General features: G+C 45.0%; 16 protein-coding genes. 10 read left to right on the top strand and 6 right to left on the bottom strand.

The features are described 5' to 3' along the window. Positions 1-733: 733 nt before the first annotated feature. Both MKX34_RS04320 and thrC read left to right on the top strand, forming a co-directional pair. Complete coding sequence (locus MKX34_RS04320; protein WP_036680734.1) at positions 734-1237, top strand: CYTH domain-containing protein; 504 nt, start codon at positions 734-736, stop codon at positions 1235-1237. A gap of 248 nt (positions 1238-1485) precedes the next feature. Beyond that, entirely contained in the window at positions 1486-2877 is a 1392-nt protein-coding gene (gene thrC, locus MKX34_RS04325) for a threonine synthase (RefSeq protein WP_076296126.1), read from the top strand. Positions 2878-2964: 87 nt separating this feature from the next. On the opposite strand, the gene MKX34_RS04330 is transcribed toward thrC, so the two are convergent. Continuing rightward, positions 2965-4239 carry a helix-turn-helix domain-containing protein gene (locus tag MKX34_RS04330; RefSeq protein ID WP_036680738.1) on the bottom strand — a complete coding sequence of 425 codons (1275 nt, stop codon included), beginning with the start codon at positions 4237-4239 and terminating at the stop codon, positions 2965-2967. A 121-nt stretch (positions 4240-4360) separates the two neighbouring features. On the opposite strand from MKX34_RS04330, the gene MKX34_RS04335 reads away from it, so the two are divergent. The 6 genes from MKX34_RS04335 (at position 4361) to MKX34_RS04360 (ending at position 12329) form a co-directional block, all read left to right on the top strand. Further along, on the top strand, positions 4361-6301 hold the full coding sequence (locus MKX34_RS04335; protein WP_076296127.1) for an NAD(P)/FAD-dependent oxidoreductase: 1941 nt from the start codon (positions 4361-4363) through the stop codon (positions 6299-6301). Between the two features lie 29 nt (positions 6302-6330). Further along, positions 6331-7143, top strand: a complete 813-nt coding sequence (locus MKX34_RS04340; RefSeq protein ID WP_081383818.1) for an acetoacetate decarboxylase family protein — start codon at positions 6331-6333, stop codon at positions 7141-7143. Between the two features lie 77 nt (positions 7144-7220). Continuing rightward, positions 7221-7994: a glucose 1-dehydrogenase gene (locus tag MKX34_RS04345; protein WP_076296128.1), complete on the top strand. Its 774-nt coding sequence runs from the start codon at positions 7221-7223 to the stop codon at positions 7992-7994. A gap of 251 nt (positions 7995-8245) precedes the next feature. Continuing rightward, entirely contained in the window at positions 8246-9232 is a 987-nt protein-coding gene (locus tag MKX34_RS04350; protein WP_036680747.1) for a Gfo/Idh/MocA family oxidoreductase, read from the top strand. A 22-nt stretch (positions 9233-9254) separates the two neighbouring features. Further along, the gene (locus tag MKX34_RS04355; RefSeq protein ID WP_036680750.1) at positions 9255-10130 is read left to right on the top strand and encodes a radical SAM/SPASM domain-containing protein; all 876 of its coding nucleotides are present in this window, start codon (positions 9255-9257) and stop codon (positions 10128-10130) included. A gap of 129 nt (positions 10131-10259) precedes the next feature. Next, on the top strand, positions 10260-12329 hold the full coding sequence (locus MKX34_RS04360) for a class I SAM-dependent methyltransferase (protein ID WP_076296129.1): 2070 nt from the start codon (positions 10260-10262) through the stop codon (positions 12327-12329). A 98-nt stretch (positions 12330-12427) separates the two neighbouring features. Here MKX34_RS04360 and MKX34_RS04365 read toward each other — a convergent pair whose 3' ends face one another. From MKX34_RS04365 to MKX34_RS04375, 3 genes are all read right to left on the bottom strand, one after another. Beyond that, the gene (locus tag MKX34_RS04365) at positions 12428-13237 is read right to left on the bottom strand and encodes a hypothetical protein (RefSeq protein ID WP_076296130.1); all 810 of its coding nucleotides are present in this window, start codon (positions 13235-13237) and stop codon (positions 12428-12430) included. Between the two features lie 233 nt (positions 13238-13470). Further along, positions 13471-14358 (bottom strand): helix-turn-helix transcriptional regulator, encoded by an 888-nt coding sequence (locus MKX34_RS04370; protein WP_076296131.1) that lies wholly within the window; start codon positions 14356-14358, stop codon positions 13471-13473. A gap of 73 nt (positions 14359-14431) precedes the next feature. Then, positions 14432-15322 (bottom strand): AraC family transcriptional regulator, encoded by an 891-nt coding sequence (locus tag MKX34_RS04375; RefSeq protein WP_036680763.1) that lies wholly within the window; start codon positions 15320-15322, stop codon positions 14432-14434. Between the two features lie 127 nt (positions 15323-15449). Here MKX34_RS04375 and yicI point away from each other — a divergent pair, with 127 nt between their 5' ends. Together yicI and MKX34_RS04385 are read left to right on the top strand one after the other, a co-directional pair. Continuing rightward, complete coding sequence (gene yicI / locus MKX34_RS04380) at positions 15450-17771, top strand: alpha-xylosidase (protein WP_076296132.1); 2322 nt, start codon at positions 15450-15452, stop codon at positions 17769-17771. 124 nt (positions 17772-17895) lie between these two features. Next, entirely contained in the window at positions 17896-19065 is a 1170-nt protein-coding gene (locus tag MKX34_RS04385) for a GDSL-type esterase/lipase family protein (protein ID WP_038568833.1), read from the top strand. Here the strand turns inward: MKX34_RS04385 and MKX34_RS04390 are convergent, their stop codons facing one another. Next, positions 19066-20727 (bottom strand): helix-turn-helix domain-containing protein, encoded by a 1662-nt coding sequence (locus MKX34_RS04390; protein ID WP_038568835.1) that lies wholly within the window; start codon positions 20725-20727, stop codon positions 19066-19068. Then, complete coding sequence (locus tag MKX34_RS04395; protein ID WP_038568837.1) at positions 20724-22544, bottom strand: sensor histidine kinase; 1821 nt, start codon at positions 22542-22544, stop codon at positions 20724-20726. Before MKX34_RS04395 ends, MKX34_RS04390 begins: the two co-directional genes overlap by 4 nt. Positions 22545-22598: the final 54 nt, after the last annotated feature.

A 22598-nucleotide genomic window follows, 5' to 3' on the forward strand; every position in this document is an offset into this window, starting at 1 on the left:
TCGGTTTTTTATTAGTCCGTAAGATATGGGGGAGTGCCACCAGTTAACGATGCTCCATCAATAGGGTTTGGTCTGGGATAAGAATGAGAAGGTGCTGACTGCATATAATGGAGAATTTCCTTGGTTGCTGCTAGGTTCCTAGGTACCCTGCTTCGAATCGGACTCAGGAGTCCTTATTTGCTAGAAAAGAGGTAATTGAGGCTACTTTCGGACCCCAGCGACGCTATTGGCTAATTATCGCAACCGCATGGGGTGTTTTGGAGTAAATAGCTGCACCTGAGTCCGATACCATCTCAAATATGTGCTTTTTTCGCAAATAGTGGCTATACGGTCCGTAAGTAAATAGGTGAGTATGACCAGTAGCGCGTGATCAACTAATCGAATGGGTGAGTACGACCAGTGGCGCGTGACCAACTAATCGAATGGGTGAGTACAACCAGTGCGCGCTGACCAACTAATCGAATAGGTGAGTCCGACCAGTGGCACACTGACCAACTAATCAAATGATGCTTCCCAATGATCGAGGGCTGACTCGCTAATTATCCGTAGTTTCCAGTAATCTATGGTGAGCCCCATCTTCCACAACCTCCATAAATCTCACAATGAGCACCACGGTAGCCTTTTTAAGCTAGAGCATGTCCTATTTCCCTATAATCCACATTGACTTGGGTTTGTCACACCCCTATGATGATTATTAATATAAAATATATGACACGAAGAGGAGCGAAACATCATGGCTTTGGAGATCGAACGCAAGTTTCTGCTGCCGGAATTTCCGGAGCAGCTGATTCAAAAGGGAGAATTGAAGATTGTTACCCGTCATAATATCGATCAGACATATCTGGCGATAGATGGTGGTCAAGAGCTTCGTGTGCGTAAAATTACGGATCTGGACTCAGGTGAGGTAACCTACACGCATACGTTTAAGGATGGCAAAGGGATCAAACGCGAAGAGATCGAATATTTTATCTCAGAGGGTTTATATAATCAGATGATCGAAGCGGTAAATGCGGTAGCTTTGGTCAAAGAGCGAATTACAGCGGTGTGGAATGGCACAACGGTTGAGATCGACGTATATTCCCAGCTGAAATTGTCCGTACTCGAGGTTGAATTTGAATCTCTGGAGGAAGCGGAAAGCTTTAAAGAGCCGGAATGGTTCGGTAAGGATGTTAGTACAGAACGGCAATACAGCAACAAAACAGTCTGGAGAGAGCTGCAAAATAAGACAAAGAATTAACGGACTTTAGCGCGTAAACGTGGTAGTATATAGGGAAAACAAGCAGAAATAGCTTTATCATCCCTAACTAGCTTAAGGATAACGTTTAGGGTGAAACTTATAGTTAATTATAAGAACTTATAAGTGGTGCAACTATAATAGCCTTATATTTCTGCGAGAAACAGTTGTCATCTCTATAGGACGACAACGTTGTTTCTTCTTATCATATATTCTTGTCATATATTAACGAGGGGTTCAGGAGGATGAGCATGAAGTTTATAAGCACAAGAGGTAATGTGGAACCTAAAGGTTTTATTGATACGGTGTTGATGGGACTTGCGGACGACGGTGGGCTGATGGTTCCATCCGAGATTCCAGTGGTTTCAGCAGCAACATTGGAAGAGTGGAGAAGTCTTAGCTATCAGGAGTTGTTCCTGAAGATTGTTGCCTATTACACCAATGATGAGATTCCTTACGAGGATTTACAGGAAATGGTCAACACCAGTTATGCCAATTTCCGCACACCTGAAGTAACGCCTATACACCAAGTAAATGATTCTTTATATGTACTTGAATTGTTCCATGGGCCTACTTTTGCTTTCAAGGATGTAGCGCTGCAGTTTATGGGTGAGCTGTATTCATATATTTCCAAAAAACAAAACAAAATCATCCACATCCTCGGTGCAACCTCTGGGGACACTGGAGCGGCGGCCATTCAAGGTGTACGCGGCAAAGAAGGCATCAAGATCTGTATTCTCCATCCACACGGCAGGGTAAGTAAAGTGCAGGAGCTGCAGATGACTACGGTGGACGACAGCAATGTACTGAATTTGTCTGTTCATGGTAACTTTGATGATTGCCAGAAGGTAATTAAGGATCTGTTCGCGGATCTGGACTTTAAAGGTCGGTATCATCTGCGTGCAATCAATTCCATTAACTTTGTGCGGATTCTGGCGCAGACTGTTTATTATTTCTATGCATATCTGCATGTCGATGGCAGCAACGAGAAAAAGATTAATATCAGCGTGCCTTCCGGTAACTTCGGTAATATTTTCTCGGGCTATTTGGCTAAGCAAATGGGGCTCCCTATTAACAAGCTAATCATTGCTACGAATGAAAATAATATTTTGGAGCGTTTCGTGAATACTGGCGAATACAAACCAGGTAATTTCACAAGCACTTACAGCCCTTCGATGGACATCCAAGTGGCCAGTAATTTCGAACGGTATCTGTATTATCTGGTAGGCGAGGATTCTGAGAAGTTATCCGCGTATATGTCCAAGCTGCAAACCGAAGGCAAGATTACGGTTGAAGGCGAGGCGCTTCAGCAGGTGCAGAAGGATTTTGCAGCGCTGGGTGTGAAGAATGATCAATGCTTGAATACGATCGCTAAGTATCAAAAAGAATACGGCTACCTGCTTGATCCGCATACAGCATGTGGAATCGCGGCTTACGAAGCCTTTAATGGCCCGGATGAGATTGGCATTACCTTTGCGACTGCACATCCAGCTAAGTTCGATGAGGCAATTACTTTGATCGATATTAAGCAGGAATTCCCGGCACAGATTAAAGCATTGTTCGAGATGCCACAACATCAAACCGTAGTGGATCATGACAAGGATGAAATCGTGCGTCAGCTGCAAGCTTTTTACGGATTGTAATATCATATACAGTTCTACTTCACAGCACAGCCCCCGTTCTTGGGATAAGAACGGGGGCTGTTTGTGCGTTTATAGTAGCTTCTAACATTAACGTTGCGGCGTACGGGTCTGCTCCCTAGCTTTTTCACAAAAAGCAGCGACCTTGTAAGAGACATAGTACGCCAGCATTTTTTCAGAATCGGTAAAGTCGGTGTCCAGCAGTCTGCTAATAAGATCGAGCTTATATCTGAGTGTATTCCGGTGAATGTACAGCTCGTCTGAGGTAATCTGCATGTTCCGGTTATTTTTGAGATAAACGTAAAAGGTATGATACAGATTGGACTGGTGCACAGTATCGTATTCTTGAAGCTTGAGCAGCTCTGGATGGTAGTAGTTATTATCCTCGTTAAACACAACATCAGCAGAGAGCATCTCATAGAGCTGGATATCTGAGTAGTAAGTCAGCTGCTGCTGCGGGCTGAGAATGGAACCGATCCGAATAGCGTTTCGGGAGTGAAGATAGTGTCTCCTACACTGCGTAAGATTAGTGAATATATTGCTGATGCCAAGCGAGATGCCGGTTTGAGTTAGAAATTCCTGCAGTTGCTTATTTACAAGCTCTTTGGAGAGATTTCCGTCATGGATCATTACAATCTGCCCATCATAATAGGTGGAAGGACTGCCCGGAAAAAGCTGTTGCAAACGTTCTCTTAAATAATCATCATAACGGCCTGAACCCTCATACCAGGTAAGATCGAACAGCAGCACAAGCAGCTGATTTCCGAACTTTAATCCTGCACTCCGCATTCTGTCCTGAATGATCCGGTTGTCCTGAAGCTGTTCCTCTAGCAGTGCGCAGATAAAATCTTCAACTTTTATATTTTTGGCGTTGCGATAGTAGCTATTTTTGCCCATCTCTTCGGCAAGTATGGTAGCGGTGATGGACAGCAGCTCGTTATCTCTGGCGCGAAAAGGATTTTTGCATCCAAGAAGCAATACATTGCCGATTTGTTTGCCGGCTACTTTTATTTTGGAGATCAGTTTGGAGTTTGACGTTTCCTCGCAGGTTACTTCATAAGATTCATCGCTTTGTTTCCCACGCTGGACACTGTTCATTTTACTCACAGCCGCAATGAAGTCGTAAGAGCAATAACCTTTGCGGATATTATCACTCCATATGTAATCGTCGATATCGGATAGGTCAGAGTGAGCTACAATTTTGAAGCTGCAATCAAATACAATGACGGGATTCTGCAGTAGCTCAGCAGCTGTCTGTACGATAGCTGAAAGGCCTGCACCTGAAATGTATGCAGTAAACAAAGATGCGGTATAATGCTCCATTTCGATTTTACCTGATATTTGCTCATTTAAGGAAACATCCATTCATATCGCCCCCTAGTTCAATAATAGTGCAATATGCACTATAAAGAAGTGATTTTTGGTGCTTGTAAATATATTCACAAAGTATTGGACGCCTTAAACTAAAGGTGGAGGTGCTAAGCAGATGAAATATGAAAAACTGTTTGCAGCAGGTAAAATTGGACGCCTTGAACTTAAGAATAGAATTGTATTGCCGGCTATGGGAACGTCACTGGCCGCGGCCAGTGGTGAAGCATCGGACGAAATGATTGCTTTTTATGAGGAACGTGCCGCGGGTGGCTGTGGTCTAATCATTACGGAAATTACGCGTGTGGATAATGAGACCGGAGTAGGTACACCGAACCAGCTGAATGCAAGTGACTTGCTGTTTGTGCCGCGTCTGGAGAAACTGGCAAGAGCTGTGCACCGTCATGACAGCAAAATATTCCTTCAGCTCCAGCATCCGGGCCGGCAAAATCACGGACGGCTTATTGGAGGCAAACAAATTGTTGCTCCTAGCGCAGTGATGTCTTCAGCGATTGGGGAAATGCCCCGGGAGCTGTCTACTGGAGAGGTAGAAGAGTTAGTTCGTAAATTTGTGTTCGGAGCTTATATAGCTAAAACAGCAGGTATTGATGGCGTGGAGATCCATGGTGCCCACGGCTATCTTGTAGGACAGTTTCTGAGCCCGCTTACCAATCTGAGAACTGATAAATATGGCGGTTCACTGGAAGGTAGAATGTCATTCCTGAATGAAATTGTGCTTGGCATCAAAAAGACCTGTGGCGCAGGATTCCCAGTATCGGTGCGAATCGACGGCGATGAATTTGTCTCAGGCGGGATTACACTGGATGAGGCTATCCAGACTGCGAAACATCTGGAAAGCATCGGAGTGGATTGCATAAATGTAAGCTCCGGCACTTATGAATCATCCAATACGATCATTGAGCCGATATCCTACCCGCAAGGCTGGAAAAAACATCTCTCCGCAGCCATTAAGCAAGCGGTGCAAATTCCAGTGATTGCTTGTGATGTGATCCGTAAGCCTGAATTTGCTGAGAGTCTGCTACAGGAAGGAAACACGGACTTTGTAGCCCTTGGAAGAGCCCAACTGGCCGATCCGGAGTGGGGTAACAAAGCGGCAGCAGGCAAAGAAGCAGAGATCAGAACCTGTATCTCTTGCCTGTACTGTATTCAGGAAGTGATGGAGTGCAAGGTAATCAAGTGTGCTGTCAATGCCAGAGTGGGCCGGGAGCTTGAATTTGCAGAACCAGCAAAAGATGGCGATGGCAAAGTAGTAGCTGTGATCGGCGGGGGTCCAGCAGGTATGGAAGCAGCACGGATTTTGGCGCTCAGAGATTTTAAACCTGTATTGTTCGAAGCCAGAGATGTGCTAGGCGGCAGTGTGGAGCTGGGAAGCCGGCCACCATTGAAGGAGAAGCTGAACTGGTTTATTGATAATATGCAGCATCAGTTAGAGGACCTGGATGTTGATGTCCGTCTCTCTACGAAACCTACGCTGGAACAACTGAAGCAACTGAACCCTTATGCGGTATTTGTTGCCGCTGGGGCACAGCCTATAGTGCCTGTTATTCCGGGAGTGAAAAAGGCAGCGGTCTGCACGGTTGTTGACGTACTTAGTGGGTCAGTTGTGATTAAGAACAAGCAGGCTGTGGTCATCGGCTCCGGCATGACAGGGCTGGAAACGGCTGAATATTTAGCCGATATGGGAAATCAGGTCACGGTGGTGGAAATGCAGCCGCGGGTTGGCCCAGACGCCTATCTGCCAAATCTGATCGACATTGTGACTAGGCTGAAAAAGAATGGCGTGGAGCTCTTAGCATCAACCAAGCTGGTAGAAGTGCAGGACGGCGCGATCGTGCTCGAGAATACGTCCACTGGGGAAACTTCGCTGAAAAAGACGGATGCTGTTGTATTATCCATTGGTGTTACACCCGATCGCTCATTCGTTGATGAGCTGAAGCAGGTACTGCCCAATGTGAAGGTAATCGGCGATGCAGGCAAGCCAGGACGAATCGGACAGGCCATTCAATCTGGATTCGAAACGGCATTTGTGCTGAACTAAAGGGTTACTAATCTAAGGAGGGTTCATTCATGGTGAGTTTTGTGAAAAGTTTCGCAGATATGCAGAAATACGGAGGCAAGCCAACAACCTTTTATGATGCTGAGATGCTGACGGTGTATTGGGAGACCAAACCAGAGATTATCGAGCGTTTGTTGCCGAAGCCACTGAAGCCAACAAGCCGGCCGCTGGTAAATGCTTTTATCGCCAATTACCCAGCTACGAACTTTTGTCCACCTTATCGTGAAGCTGGATTGTTCGTTCTAGCAGACTATAACGGACAACTAGGCAACTACTGCCTGTCGATGCCTATTACAAGTGATATCGGGATGGCTATGGGCCGGGAAGTATGTGGTCTGCCTAAGAAAATGGCCGATGTGCGTATGAACACCTCAGAAGCTGGCATAGATGGGGCAATTGGCCGGCATGGCATTGACTTTTTCAACGTAAAAGCCACTATGGATGGACACTTCAATGACAATGGAGCCGAGAAGATTCTGGAGGAATATTACGGCAAAGATATCCCTTTGTATAACATCAAATATGCCAATGCAATTGACGGAAACGGCTTCGATCTGATGCCAATCTTGGTCACACAGCGTTTAGTCAGTGAGGTTAAAGTCTATAAAGCGGCAGAAGCCTCTATCACCTTCCAAGACTCCCCGCATGATCCTTGGAGTGAGCTTGAAGTTGTGAATATGCTGGGCGCGGTTTACACCGTCAGTACAAATGTGCTTGAAAAAGGTAAAATTCTGGAGCCTCTGAATCCAATGGAGTATCTTCCATACTGCTATCTCCGCTGGGACTGGTGGGAAAACAATTTGCAACCTGTTTCCTCAGTATAAGCCTACACGTTTGAAGTCCGTTTGTACGAAATGAAACCGAAGAAGGATCGGCTAACCAAACATTAGGAGGAATTAGAATGACTAACCTTTTTGATTTGACGGGTAAGACAGCTATTATCGCAGGAGCATCCAGTGGGATCGGGGTACAATTCGCAGAGATGCTTGCTGAGCAAGGAGCAGACATTGCTATTTTGGCCAGAAGATATGACAAGCTTGTAGCAGTAGCCGAGGATATCCGGGCTAAATACCCTGAACGCAGAATAATTCCTATTGAGTGTGATGTAAGAAAAGAGGACCAGATTATTGTGGCTGTTCAAAAGATTATGGAAGCCTTTGGAAAAATTGATATTCTGCTGAACAATGCTGGTGTGGTGGATGCGGTTCCGATTGAAGCGCTGGAAGAAGAAGCTTGGGATCGGGTATTGGATACTGATTTAAAGGGCGTGTTCCTGATGTCGAAACATGTGATCCGGCATATGAAAGAACGGAATTACGGTAAAATCGTCAATACAGCTTCAATGCTAGGCCTTACAGCTTCTGCTTCGGTTCCTACGCATTCTTACAATGCTGCTAAAGGTGGAGTGATCCATCTGACAAGAGGGGTGGCGGCAACTTATGCTAAGCATGGGATTACTGTTAATGCGATTGGACCAAGCTTGTTCAAAACTGAAATGACTGAGAATACGTTATTTGCAGAAAAAGCGCTAAAAATGTACAACGCAGTGTGTCCGATGGGCCGCCCTGGTAATCCGGGAGAATTAAACGGTGCTGTACTCTACTTTGCTTCAGATGCTTCCAGCTACACTACAGGTCAGACTTTGTTTGTAGATGGCGGCTGGACGATTATATAGAGTTCATCTGGGTCCGTAAGTTGAGGCAATAGTTGTAACTCCAAAAAAAGGGTATCTCAAAAGCCATGAAAGGGTGGCTGGGATACGCCTTTTTTTGCATTGTACGATGAAAGATGCTCCGCCAGTAACAAGGGAATTGCTGAATTTATCAGAAATTGTCGTTAATTTGCCTTAAAAAGTAGACATGACTACCTATGAGTGAGAAAATAGCATGTAGAGTTAGTAATAACTAAAAAGGACGGGATAACATCATGACAATTCGTTTCGGGGTCATTGGAACAAACTTTATTACAGACCGCTTCGTGCAAGCCGGCTTGGAGAATGAGGAGTTTATCCTGACAGCCGTGTACTCTCGCACAATGGAGAAAGGTCAGGCCTTTGCTGCTAAATATGCGGGAGCTACAATTTATACGAATCTGGAAGATATGGTGAAAAGCAAAGATGTAGATGCTATATATATTGCCAGCCCAAATTCTATGCATGCAGAGCAAGCGATTATGTGCTTAAATCACGGCAAGCATGTGCTCTGCGAGAAACCGGCTGCATCCAACAGTATAGAGCTTAAAGCTATGATTGAAGCTGCGCGCACAAATGATGTGCTGCTGGTAGAGGCGATGAAATCGACCTTTATGCCGAACTTTGGAGTGATTCGGGATAATTTGTATAAACTCGGCCAAGTTCGCCGTTATTTTGCAAGTTATTGTAAGTACTCCTCTAGATATGATGCTTATCGGCAGGGGACTGTGCTAAATGCGTTTAATCCCGCTTTTTCCAATGGCTCGTTAATGGATCTTGGTGTGTACTGTTTGTATCCAATGGTGGTGCTCTTTGGCAAGCCTCAATCAGTACAGGCAGTGGGTGTCATGCTCTCCTCAGGTGTGGATGGTGAAGGAAGTCTCATTATGAAATATGACGATATGGATGCGGTAGTTATGCACTCCAAAATTTCCGACTCCTATCTGCCAGCTGAGATTCATGGAGAGAACGGTACGATGGTGATCGACAAGATCAATGAGCCTTATCAGGTGAAAATTTACTATCGTGATGGTACAGTTGAGGAGCTTACGTTGCCTCAGGTGTTTGAACCTATGTATTATGAGGTTGAGGAATTCATCAACTTGATTAAGAATGGTGAACGGGAGAGCAGAATTAATACTCATGAGAACTCCATGGCCGCAGCAGAGATTATGGAGGAAGCCAGAGCACAGATCGGTCTCCGCTATGCCTCAGATTTATAATAAATAGAATGGGGAGCAGGACTTGAAGACTTTTAAAAAGGTTTATATTGAGATAACAAGCGTCTGCAACCTCGCCTGCAGCTTTTGTCCACAAACCGCCCGGACGAAAAATTTCATGAAGTTGGATACGTTTAATACGATATTGGATGAAATTAAACCACACAGCAATCATATTTATCTTCACGTCAAAGGGGAGCCGTTGCTGCATCCCAAGATAGGTGAACTGCTGGATGCTGCTCATGCCAAAGGGTTCAAGGTTAATATTACAACTAATGGCACGTTAATTCATAAAGCCGGACCTAAAATTCTTGGTAAGCCCGCACTGCGTCAGATGAACTTTTCTCTGCACAGCTTTGATGGGCATGAAGGGTCAGAGAACCGTGAAGGCTATCTTTCAGAGATAATTTCTTTTGTACGGGAAGCCTCTGCGCAAGGGGTCATTATTTCTTTCCGCTTGTGGAATTTGACGGAGGATAATCTGACGAATCTGGAAAGAAACCGTAACCGTGAAACCCTCGCCCTGCTGGAGGAAGCCTTCAACTTGGATTTCAAGATCGAAGAAAAGGTTGTGCCTGGCAGTGGTGTCAAGATTGCCCCGCGCGTCTACCTTAATCAGGATCATGAGTTCCGTTGGCCAGCGCTAAATGAGCCGGAAGATGACGGAAAAGGGTTCTGTCATGCCCTGCGGAGCCAAGCGGCGATTCTTGTGGATGGCACTGTTGTACCATGCTGTCTGGATGGTGAAGGAGTAATTAACCTAGGCAACATCCATGAGACTCCGTTCTCAGAGATTGTGGAGGGGGAGCGGGCGAACAATTTATTCTATGGCTTCTCACGTAGAGAAGCGGTGGAGGAGCTATGCCGCAAATGTGGGTATCGGCAGCGGTTCGGAACCTAATGACTGGAATGCAAACAGAACCGGGACATGGCTATTTCATGAATCCTGGTTCTGTTTTTTAATTAACGGGATTGTATATATATAATAATAGGTCTTTATAGTCTCCACTTTGGAGCGAAGGAGGAGCATATGCTGAAATCACTGGAAGCCATCGCCTTATACCGTGAAGGTGTGCAAGATCATTTGGAGGATAACCTTTGGCTGAAGCTTATTGTCCAAGCGGAGGAGCAGATAGTAAATTTGGAACGTGTGGAATCTCTGGAGGAGCTGGATCGCAGGAATCCCGTACTGGATTATGTGGAACGTAGCTTGCAGATTCTGGACCAACTCCCCCGTTCTATTTGGATAAAAGAGCTGGTGGAAGAAACGTTAATTTGGTCAGAAACGGCTAAGGGAGGTACAGCAAAGGAGCGGCTGGTTTGGCAGGAGGAAGGGATTAATTGTTTTGTACATAATTTAGGTTCCGCACAGTTATATGAGAGATATTTAGGGAGGGCTGTCTCCGAGAAAGGTGCGATGATTCAGCGGCTAATTGAAACTCATGGACTCATAGGACAGCAAATTCGCGGAGAAGTGCCGCCGGAAGTCAATAAGCCACTCCATGATATAGTGGAAGATCAGTTGCTGACCACGGAGGAACTGGAACGCCTGCTGACCGTGCTCAATCATTGCATCATCGGAGCTGTGTCTCCCGAGTTATGGCAGAATGTGCAGCATGAAGTGAAGCAGCTTATTGAGCTGATTTCTTCAGGCAATCTTGCTAGTCCTATGCCGATGAAGGAACGACTGCGCAGAATGCGGCTGGGTCCGATCTCTAGAGGAGAGGATTTCACTACGGAATGGGCTAAGCTGACGCAGGAAGGTTTCCATGCTGAACGGTTGGAGTCATTAAGTAAGATTACCTTCTGGTATGTGGAATCTGCACTACAGACCTTTTCGCTGGAGCAATTTCTGAAGGTGATGGTGCTTGCTGCCCAGAAGGCGCAGAATGAATCCTTAAGCCATATCAGCTTCGAACATGTCATGAACAGCATTTACTACGATTACAAGGGTGTTAAGAAGACCAACATTTATAAGAAGCGGATTATCGAAAAATATTTAGCGGAGCTTACATGGAAGGATATCGAGCAAGGGACTTTGCCTGCTGAGAACCCTCACCTACTCTTGCGGCAATATTCTAAGGAACATCTGCCAGACACGGTATTTTTTCAATTCCAATTCTCGGCAGCGGCTGAGAAGCTGATCGAATTCTGTATGGAGGCTGAAAAATCACCCTTGTATGAACGTGCTGTATTGCTGTTGTTCGACCTATTCGAGCTGCGCAGGGACGCTTTCGACCGTTTTCATAATGAAGATACCTACTTAAGCCAAATGAATAATACAGCAGATTATAAAGCTGTAATTCTGGAACATGTCACTGGTCAAAAAGTGCTGGATATCGGCCCGGGCGGCGGTGTGCTGCTGGATTTGCTGGAAGAGCGTATGCCCGAGGTTACCCCTATCGGCATTGATATCTCAAGCAATGTAGTAGAAGCCTTGCGGCAACGCAAGCAGCGGGAAGGTCGCCAGTGGGAGGTGCTGCAGGGAGATGCGTTGAACCTTAAAGATTTCGTGGAGGCTGGAACGGTGGACACGGTAATCTTCTCTTCGATTTTGCATGAGCTATATTCTTATGTGCCGCTAAATGGTAATAAGTTCAATCACGACACCGTCTCCGCAGCTCTGCGAAGTGCCTTTGCGGTATTGTCAGCTGGCGGGGTTATCATTATCCGCGATGGGATCATGACCGAACCTGCATCATTGCTGCGGAGAGTTCACTTTTTGGAAGAGGACGGTCTGATGTGGCTGGAGCGTTATGCGAAGGATTTTGCTGGACGTCAGATTCAGTTTCAAAGATTAGGGGAACAAGAAGTGCTCATGCCCGTTAATGATGCCATGGAATTTTTATATACGTATACCTGGGGGGAAGAGGCTTATATTCATGAAGTCCAAGAACAATTTGGTTATTTCACCCCTACGGAGTTTGCCTCATTTATTGAACAGATTTTAGGAAAGCAGGCGAAGCTTGAGATCTTCCGGCATTACCTGCAAGAAGGTTATACCGAAGCTTTGCGTGATAGAGTAAGGTTCATGGATGAGAGCGGACAGGAAGTGGCGCTGCCGGACAGCACCTGCTTTATTGTGATTCGGAAGGAATAGCCGAAAAATAACATTAGCTGCATCTAAAAAAGCAATCGGCAGACCCTCTGATGCGAAGGAGATCCGATTGCTTTTTTATATAGAGAATCTTGCCCTTGTTAGATTAGTATTTCTAGCTGCGACTTATCAGATTCTTCGGCTAAACGTTGAATTTCTTGATAGGTAGCTAATTGTTCCGTCCGCTCATTGGTATTCTCTTCAGAAGGTTTAATTTCTGTTGAACCTGCTTTATCGATCTGATCTTTAATTTTATCTCCCGTGTCTTTCATGGCATCGCCTAACGTTTCGTTCATTTCCGATAGTTTAGTTTCGATTTTGGATAACTGCTCCCGTTTGGCTGTTGCAGAATGAGTAGAACGAGCCTCATCCAGCTCTATTTCCTTGGTCAGAACTTTAGCCTCGCCACGCATCTTAGTGTGGGTAGAAGAAACTACCTCCATTTGGCTAACATCTTGGCTTACAGAAACAAGCGTATTTAATCTTTCGTTTTGTATCTCTTGCTCGGTTTTAGGTTCATCCGATTGATTTTCTTTTTGAGCATTTTCTAAGTTTTTTTGTTGCTCTTCGAAGCTGTATTTTGCAATTTGTTGGTCAATCGTTTGGAGCTGCTTGTCGAACTCCTTAAGTTGATCTTGAATAGATTCGAGATTATGCGAACTTTTGGTAGTTCTTTCAATCAGACTGTTCTTACTGTCGATGATACTTTGTTTTTGTTTAAGCAGGGAGTTAACCATTCCGTCCATTTTGGATTGATTTTGAAAAGCGGCCTTTGCAGATTTACTTATTGATAATTTGTCTCCATTACCATTAGTATTGCTGTTTGATTTCATGGTTTTATCGTTAGTTTGGTGACTAACAGAGACATTAAACCTCGTTCCCATAGATGAGGTCATATTCGCTATGTGCATGGTTCTTTATCCTCCTACGACGATAAGATCTATCTATAATATATCGGCAAATCAGCAGTAATACTTAATAAGGAGAGCTGTTAGCCGCAGCGCTGGTTGATGGATACTTAACGGCTTCTTTGTCCTAATTATCCTGGAATGTTATTCGTTTGCAGCGTGTCTAAAGATTTGATTAGCCTATCTGAACAAAGCCCGGAAGAGGAAGATATTTTCGATGCCAGGCTTTGTTATGTCTATTTGCCGGTGAATTTTTGTCGGAAGTTAGAGGGAGAAATGCCTTCTTTCTTGGAGAAGCAGGAAGAGTAGTAAGTAATATGATGAAAGCCAACCTCTTCAGCGATGCGGGCAATGGACCAGGAAGTTTGAATTAACAGCCGTTTGGATTGTTCTAGACGATAGGACAGGAGATAGGCCATAGGGGTCACACCGTATATTTTTAGCATGTTTTTGGCGAGATAGTTGGGATGATAGTTAAGTTCTTTTTGAAGTAAGGAGTTAGAGACATCACGAGTATAATTTTGCCGTATGAACAATTCAATCTTCTCGGCGAGATGAATGGCGGTTGCATCGGATGCCTCGGCCAGATCGCGGTCCAAGAATTGCAGAAACTGTTGAAAGGAGGCTTGGCGCTTCCAGTTGCGCATCGACTGGGGTTCTTGCTCCAGATGGAAAAAGAACTCTAATACCTCCATTGCCTTCTCTGAAATTTTCATATACTTCGGAATAAAAATCGAGCATACATCGCAGTGATTTAAATAAGCTTTTTGTTTATGGCTCTCGATGAGCTCGCTCTGATTTTCCAGACATTCGTTCATATCCTGACACTCGATCCAGCTGCCGAAAGTCTGAAAATGAATCCAGATGATTTCTGTTTCGATAGGACAGGGGGCAAAGCCATAGTGATGGGCATCTGGTCGAAGGATGAGGAATTCTCCTTCCTTTAGCTCCCAGTGCACCTCGTTCTCGGCGATAGGCAACGTACCCTTTTTAACAATGATTAGATCAAATACGCCGATGCAATTACGACTGATATGATAGTCTCCAGCATTGTAGTGAGCACGGCCACAGTCTATGAAATAAGGAATAGGCGGTGTGATAAAGCTAAGAATCGGTGAGTTCATCGCGAGCCTCCAAAAGGTTGTAATTCCTAAAAATCAGGTTGGAATCCATCGTTTTTGCATGAAGTAGATGAGACTAGCCCGCACCTTTCCTAAACTCCGAAGGCGAGCATTTCATCGCTTTGCGGAAAACCTTTATAAAATAGCTTACATTATCAAATCCGACCTCGAATGCGATGTCGGATATTTTTCTTTCACTTTGCTGCAGCAGATCGGCAGCCTGGCGAATCCGGTAAGAGTTGATGTAATCGACTGGCGTTTTACGAGTCATCATTTTGAAGAAGCGGCAGAATTGCCCCTCGCTCATGGGAATAAGCTCTGATAGATCACGGGTACGGATCGGTTCCTGATAGTTATCTTGGATATAAAGGATCACCTTTTTAAGGCGGTTAATCTTGGTAGTATCTGCATCATCCGATTGGCTGCGGTTCTCAAATCGGCCCTCTGCGGTAATCTTGGAAAGCATGATTAGCAAAGTTCCTTTCATAAAGGTCTCAAATCCGGGCATTTTATTAGCGTATGCCTCCATCATTTGCTTCAGATGATGAAGCAGTTCCTGCTGCCAAGGGATAGCGGGTGTAATATGTCTCGGAAAGCTTTGGCGTTTCTCTTGCAGTGGCAAAATCGCGTTTTGCTGGATCGTATCGTACTGGGCGCTAGCCAAAAGATCAGGCAGAAATACAAGCGCACAGAATTTGCAGGGGGTGTCTTCGTTCAGCACATAGGCGGCGTGTATATCGCCAGATTCGATAAATACCGCTTCTCCAGCTCGGAGAGGAAAATATTCTGTGTCTACTTGGAACAGAATTTCTCCTTCTAGCAGCATAAAGAACTCCGCTTCTTCATGCCAATGTGTATCAAGTACATGCGTTCCGGATGGAAGCTCGATCCAATAAGCTGCGAGTGGAAACATACTATCTCCATGAACTCTGTTTTCTTTTAGCAAACTCTGAGTTGTACGGTCCATATAAACGCCTCTTTTCTTAAAAAACATCAAAATAGTGTTATAAATGAGCTATATAGTATTAGTTTTGTTCATTTTTTATCGGTATAATGCAACTATAAACACCAAATTGAAAGGTGGCAAGTACACAATGAAATTTACTGATGGTCTCTGGCTGGTTCGTGAAGGTATCACGATTAACGGCGCAGTTCAAAATTATGTTGTAGAAAAGACTCCCGAAGGATTAACAGCAATTACACAAACGACTCCAATCACAGGGCGCGCAGCAACGCTGAATTCAACCCTGCTTACTGTAAAATTCCATTCCCCGCTTCCAGGCGTGGTAGGCATTAAAATTATTCATCATGATGGTGTACAGGAACGTGGTCCGGTTTTCGAACTGACTAAAGGAACTGGCGATCATGTGAAGATTGAAGAAACGGATCTCGAAACCGTGCTGATCAGCGGCGGACTTCGTGTAGTGATTCGCAAAGGCGAACAATGGGCGGTTGACTTCTATCGCGGCGAAGAACGTATTACAGGCAGTGGCTTTAAATCCATGGCTTACATCACCGACCAAGACGGCAACACGTACATGCGTGATGAGCTGGATCTCGGCGTAGGCGAATTCGTATATGGTCTGGGCGAACGTTTTACAGCTTTCGTGAAAAATGGACAAACCGTAGATATCTGGAACAAAGACGGCGGTACTAGCTCCGAGCAAGCTTACAAAAACATTCCTTTCTATGTATCAAGCAAAGGTTATGGAGTATTCGTTAATCATCCGGAATTGGTTTCCTATGAAATCGCTTCAGAAAAAGTGAAAAAGGCCCAATTTAGCGTAGCTGGAGAAAGCTTGGAATACTTCGTAATCGATGGACCTACCATTAAAGACGTTATTAGCAACTATACTGCTCTTACAGGTAAACCAGCGCTTCCACCAGCATGGACTTTTGGATTGTGGCTGACAACTTCGTTTACTACCAACTATGATGAAGAAACTGTAAATTCCTTCGTAGAAGGTATGGCAGAACGTGATCTGCCGCTGCATGTATTCCACTTTGACTGCTTCTGGATGCGTGAGTATCAATGGACTGATTTTGAATGGGATAAACGTGTATTCCCAGATCCAGAGGGCATGCTGAAACGCCTGAAGGAAAAAGGCCTGAAGATCTGCGTATGGATCAACTCTTATATTGGCCAACGTTCACGCTTGTTTGAAGAAGGCAAGAAAAACGGATACTTGATCAAAAAGCCTAACGGTGACGTTTATCAATGTGACCTGTGGCAAGCGGGTATGGGACTGGTGGATTTCACTAACCCTGCGGCTTGTGAATGGTATGCCGGCTACCTGCGTGATTTGGTAGATATGGGCGTAGACAGCTTTAAGACAGACTTCGGTGAGCGGATTCCTACAGATGTAGTTTATTTCGACGGATCTGATCCGATGAAAATGCACAACTACTACACGCAACTGTACAACAAAGTTGTATTTGAAGTATTGGAAGAGAAGCTTGGCAAGAATGAGGCAGCATTGTTCGCACGTTCTGCAACTGCTGGCGGCCAACAGTTCCCAGTTCACTGGGGCGGAGATTGCTACGCAGATTATGAATCCATGGCAGAAAGCCTTCGTGGCGGTTTGTCCCTAGGTTTGTCCGGTTTCGGTTTCTGGAGTCACGATATCGGTGGTTTCGAGAACACTGCTCCGGCACATGTATTCAAACGCTGGTTAGCTTTTGGACTGTTGTCCAGCCACAGCCGTCTGCACGGCAGCACTTCGTATCGTGTACCTTGGGCGTACGATGATGAAGCTTGTGATGTTACCCGCTTCTTCACGAAGCTTAAATGCAGCTTGATGCCTTACCTGTATGATGTGGCTGGCCAGGCTGCAGAGCATGGCTGGGCTTCTATGCGGGCGATGGTTATGGAATTCCCGGAAGATCCAACATGCGAAGTGCTCGATCGCCAATACATGCTGGGTGATTCCTTGCTCGTAGCGCCTATTTTCCAAGAAAACGGCGAAGTGAAATACTATCTGCCAGCGGGTCGCTGGACACACCTGCTATCTGGTCAAACTGTACAAGGCGGATCATGGCGCAAAGAGAAATATGATTTCTTCAGCTTGCCACTGTTCGTTCGTCAGAACTCCTTGCTGGCAATCGGCAGCATCGACAACAAACCGGATTATGACTTTGCGGATGGCGTGAAATTTGGCCTGTATTCACTTGAAGAAGGTACTACTACTTCTGCAACCGTACGTGATCTTAAAGGTGCTCCTGAATTGACTGTGAAGGCTGCCCGCAAAGGCAACAGCGTAACAGTTACTGCAGAAGGCAGCGGTAAAGAATTCTCGCTTTCCCTTAAAGATCTGGGAGCTATCGCTTCCGTAGAAGGTGCAGAGCAAGTAGATGAGACTACAGTGAAAGTAAACGCAGGTGCAAAATCCGCATCGTTTACCATTACACTGAAATAAGATGATTTCTTAAAGCATATTGATATAGCCATAACCTCTCTTGTAGACTGGGTGAATGATCCGTTCCCTGGTTTATAGGAGAGGTTTTAGTGTTACAATCTTAACTAATAACGGGGGAAACGTTATGAATACTAATTTAATTAAGGGAAGTGGAGTTTTGAATCAGACGGACTATACCTCTGCTACGGTTCTTTCAACCGCCGCTAATTTTATAATGAATAGGCAAGAACCTTTTACACATACCTTCCGGACTTATATTCGTTTACGGGAAAACGGCCCGTTGCAGCTAAAATTTTGGCATAGCAATGCGGTGGATTCCACCTGGGACCAAGGGCTTGAAGCTTCAGGCAGTGAACCTGGGGGCAGTTGGGTGATCGAATCGGCTTTTATCGCGGATGGAGGCACTGAGCCAAACGGAGGTATTCTTGAGCATACACAACATGCTGTCACCTTTGAAGGCAATGTCTCCAAACCAGTAGCGGCCGGTGAATGCTTCTGGAGTGATGAGACAAGCATTAATCTACCCGATGGCCATTACTTAGCTTTTACATGGACGATTAAGACAACCGCTGCGGGCAAATCCATTCCTTTCAATGTAGAAGGCATGCTGGCAACCGCTTATGATGCGCCCGGAAATCTGGCTGCACAGGAATCAGCCGATGGATTTACAGAATCCGACAAGCTTCTGGTACTGCCAAGCTATATCGGGTATAAGAAAGCTGTGAATAAGAAGCTAGTATTTTTGGGAGATTCGATTACTCAAGGTGTGCGGACATTAAAGGACGGATACGAATATTGGGCAGCGAGAATTGCGGATGGTCTTGGTGCAGAGATTGGCGTATGGAATCTCGGCTCAGGCTGGGCTAGAGCGTATGATGTGGCTGCGGATGGCCCTTGGCTTCACAAAGCTAAACAGAGTGATGAACTGATGATTGTCCTCGGCGTAAATGATATTGATATTGGCTGCCGCTCTGCAGATGAGTTACTTGGTGATCTGACAACTATTATTGCTAAGATCAAAACAGCAAATGCTGATGCTAGTATTATTCTAAGTACGGTGCCGCCGTTTAATTTTCAGGAGGCAAGAGAAGAAACTTGGCGTAGAGTGAATCATGAAATCCTGACTAACCCACCCGCTGGAGTAGACCGTGTGTTTGATATAGCAAGCCTATTATCGTTGCCTGCACCAGACGATCACCGGATCAGACCGGAATATATGAGTGGACAAGACGACCCGCATCCGAACGGCATAGCCGGTAAGACGGTTGCGGACGCCTTTTTAAACTGGTATTGATCAACTCTTAAATGTGTCCCGGTAGTCCTTAGGTGAAGATCCGACCTGCTTCTTAAACACTTTGCTGAAATATTTAACATCATGAAAACCGACCATTTCGGAGATTTGGGTCAGCTTCAGACGAGGATTCTGCAATAGCAGCTTAGCTTTATCTATTCGGATATTAACAATAAAGTCGGAAAAGTTAATACCGTATTCCTGTTTGAATCGGCGGGAAATATATTCACGGCTAACAAAAAACTTTCCGGCCACTTCCTGTAAGGACAGGTCGGAAGCATAATTAAGCTCGATATATTTGACGATATCATGCATCGGATTACGTTCTTTAGCTTGTTTCAGGGCGATTACTTCGGCCAGCTCCTGCATTAGGGTATACGACCAGTCACGCCAAGCGAATAAGGAGAACGAGTAACCGTTCGTATAAGGAGCTGGGTGAAGCTGGTCGGCCTGTTCAAGCTCGGCCAGTGCACCTTCAGCTTCAGGGCCTAACATTTCCCGAACCAGCTGGGAACGAAATAATAGAGCATCATTTTTCCATGAGTTTAGGATTTCTGGTGTAACAATCCCGCCTCGGCTAAGCTCATCTACCCAGTGCTGCGCAGCTGTTGATAATATTTCTGGACTTCCGCTGATGACTGCCATTTTCCAATCTTCCTTGACGTCAGCAAAGTTCGTTGCTGATATATTACCGCGAACCTCTGCTTTGGCGATCTCTTTACGATCTCTGAACTCTTCGGAGGAGGAGGAGAAATGGCAGTAATCCTCATGAATTAATAAGTTTCGGCGTTGTAATGCCTCTGCCACCTCTGCACGCTGATAAGGTAACTGCTTAGGTAAGCTGCCGATGCTGCTGATTCCAAAATGCATTCGGACCTGCAAGGTAGAGTAGATGCCATGATTGATTCTGCCTATTAGCTCGACCACAGAGGTTTGAATATCCCACAGAATAATCGCAATCTCCGGAGGACCTCCCCAATAACGAAAAGCAACACCCTTATGCGGACTGTGCAAAAATTCATTACAAATATTGACGATGGCGTAGTTCATTAGCTCGGTGTCTCCGCCAAAACGTTTAATCAAAGGATTGTTACCCGCATCTGTCTGCACCAATATTAAGCGAGCGGAATGGATGTTTTCCGGAATGATCCTATCACTGCATAACCTCCGCAAAGATAAATCAGAATTGATCGGATCATCAATTAGTGCGGATAATAGCTTTTCCCCATAAATGGGCTTGAACTCATTAAGCTGAATACTCTGTTTCTGCCGCTCGCTTCGGTCATCTTCTTCTGAGCGCCAGGCTGCAACTGCCTTAGCTACCGCTACATTGATTGCCTCGGCTTCGATGGGCTTCAGGATATAATCAATCCCCCCATGCCGCACAGTCTGACGTACGAACTCAAAATCATTATGTCCGCTGACTACAATAAACTTAGTGTTGCCGGCGAATTCGTTCACCCAGGTCATTAACTCTATCCCGTTACCTGATTCCATCATCATATCCATAATGACTAATGCTGGTTTAGCCTGCCGGATGATCTCGATGGCTTCATTTCCATTTCCGGCTTCCAGAATTTCATCGATTTGATGGGCTTCCCAGTCGACAAGCAGTCTGACTGCCTTTCTAACTCTTGCCTCGTCATCAACAATCAACGCCTTCATATCTTTTCACGCTCCGCTATAATTTCAATTTCCAATTTCACTACTACTCCGCCTGCTCTAAGGTTATCAACAGTTAAAGTGGCGCTATCTCCGCACACAAACTTGAGTCGAGCCAGAACGTTCGGCAGACCAATACCTGATCCTGAAGTCTCCTTGGTTTGCTCTGTGTTTCTTAATAAATCTATATCTGTTCTAGTAGGATGCTGTAGCTTCTGCTTTAAAAGATCTAACTTCGCTGAAGGAATCGCATTTCCGTTATTTTGGATACAAATTTCCATCCGGTTGTCATCCACTTTTGCTGCGGTGATTTCAATGAATCCGTCACTGCGGGAAAGATTAAAGCCGTGTTTGAAATAATTTTCAACAATAGGCTGTAAAATCATTTTCGGCATAAACGTCTCTAAAAGTGATTCCTCCATATCGTAGCGGAAACTGAACTTATTTTCAAAACGTTCCTTTTGCAGTTCAATGTAGGCTTTGACATGATCCAGCTCATCCTTAACAGTTACGATCTTCTCCTCATTGTACATGCTGTAGCGCATCATTTTGGCTAGAGCTGAAAGAAGTGAGTAAATTTGGGGCACTTTAAGTTCTAAGGCCAGCGTGCCAATGATCTGCAATGTGTTATTCAGAAAATGCGGGTTGATTTGTGCCTGCAGAGCCCGCAGCTCATTGGTCTTATTGGACAATTCCAGCTTGTACTCCCTTAGGATCAGGTTGTTGATCGTGTCCATCATACTGCGGAATCGCTCGGTAACCACGCCAATCTCATCTTTGCCCATAGGTTGAATATCAACATCAAGATTACCGGTCTGCACCTGATTCATGTAACGAGTCAACTGCTTGATCGGGGCTGTGATTCGAAAAGAGATCAGAGTCGTTAAGGTGGCAATTGTAATTAATAGTAGAACAAGGAGGATTATATTGATCGCTGCCGCCTCGTTGGCTTCCCGGAAGAGATAGGACGTAGGAATCTGCTTCACGAGGGTCCAATTTAAACCTTGGGTTTCGATTCTCTGGTAAATAAACACAGCATCTTCCTCTTCAAAATACCCTTGGGAGCTTTGATTGGTAGCGATTTGCTTGTTGTACCAGGAGGCATGTAGACGCTTGCCGTATTCCTCACTGTTGCTTCCGTATACAATCTTGCCATCGCCATCCAGCAGCCAAATGTTTTCCTGTTTCTGATCATATAACTGACTGACGATGTCGGTAAGAGCCGTTAGCTTAACATCGATCGACAGGAAGCCGATTGGAGTGGTAGTTGGAATCCTTTCAATTCGTCTATGCAATGTGAACACAGGCTCCGGTATGAGTTGCGGGATAGGTGAAGTTAGGCCGTAGCTGTGACTTATATGTGTACTTTGTATAACCACAGGAGAACTGCTAGTGATATCTGAGTCGGCATAGGGAGGAATACCCTGCCAACGTTTGGGTGTATTCTGGGTGAGCAAAGTGGCTTTTCTATCCTTGGCACCGTACAGATACACCTGGGATATATCTGGCATGGATGAAGAAATGTAATTTAGAGAAGAATAAATTCGTGTATTTGCTGCCATATCCTCATATCCCGCTTCGAGCAGTCTGTAGAAATCTGAATCTGAATAAACGATAAGGGAGAGACGATTGATCTCCTGAATCAGACTTTCGATGTTTCTATTGCCTTGAAAGAGGAGGTTCGTATTCTCGTCTACTGCCCTTGTTCTTAGGGATTGAGTGCTATAGTGATAGCTAATAAACATGGTGGCCATAATACAAATTAACGTTGGCAGTAGGATAAAAACGATCAATTTTGTGCGAATCGTGTTCCATTTCATCGAAATTTGTCACATCCGATCAATATTTTACACCTGAAAGATCACTTTAGTAGG

It is taken from the genome of Paenibacillus sp. FSL R5-0636 (assembly GCF_037974255.1).
Taxonomy (GTDB): Bacteria; Bacillota; Bacilli; order Paenibacillales; family Paenibacillaceae; genus Paenibacillus_AQ; species Paenibacillus_AQ odorifer.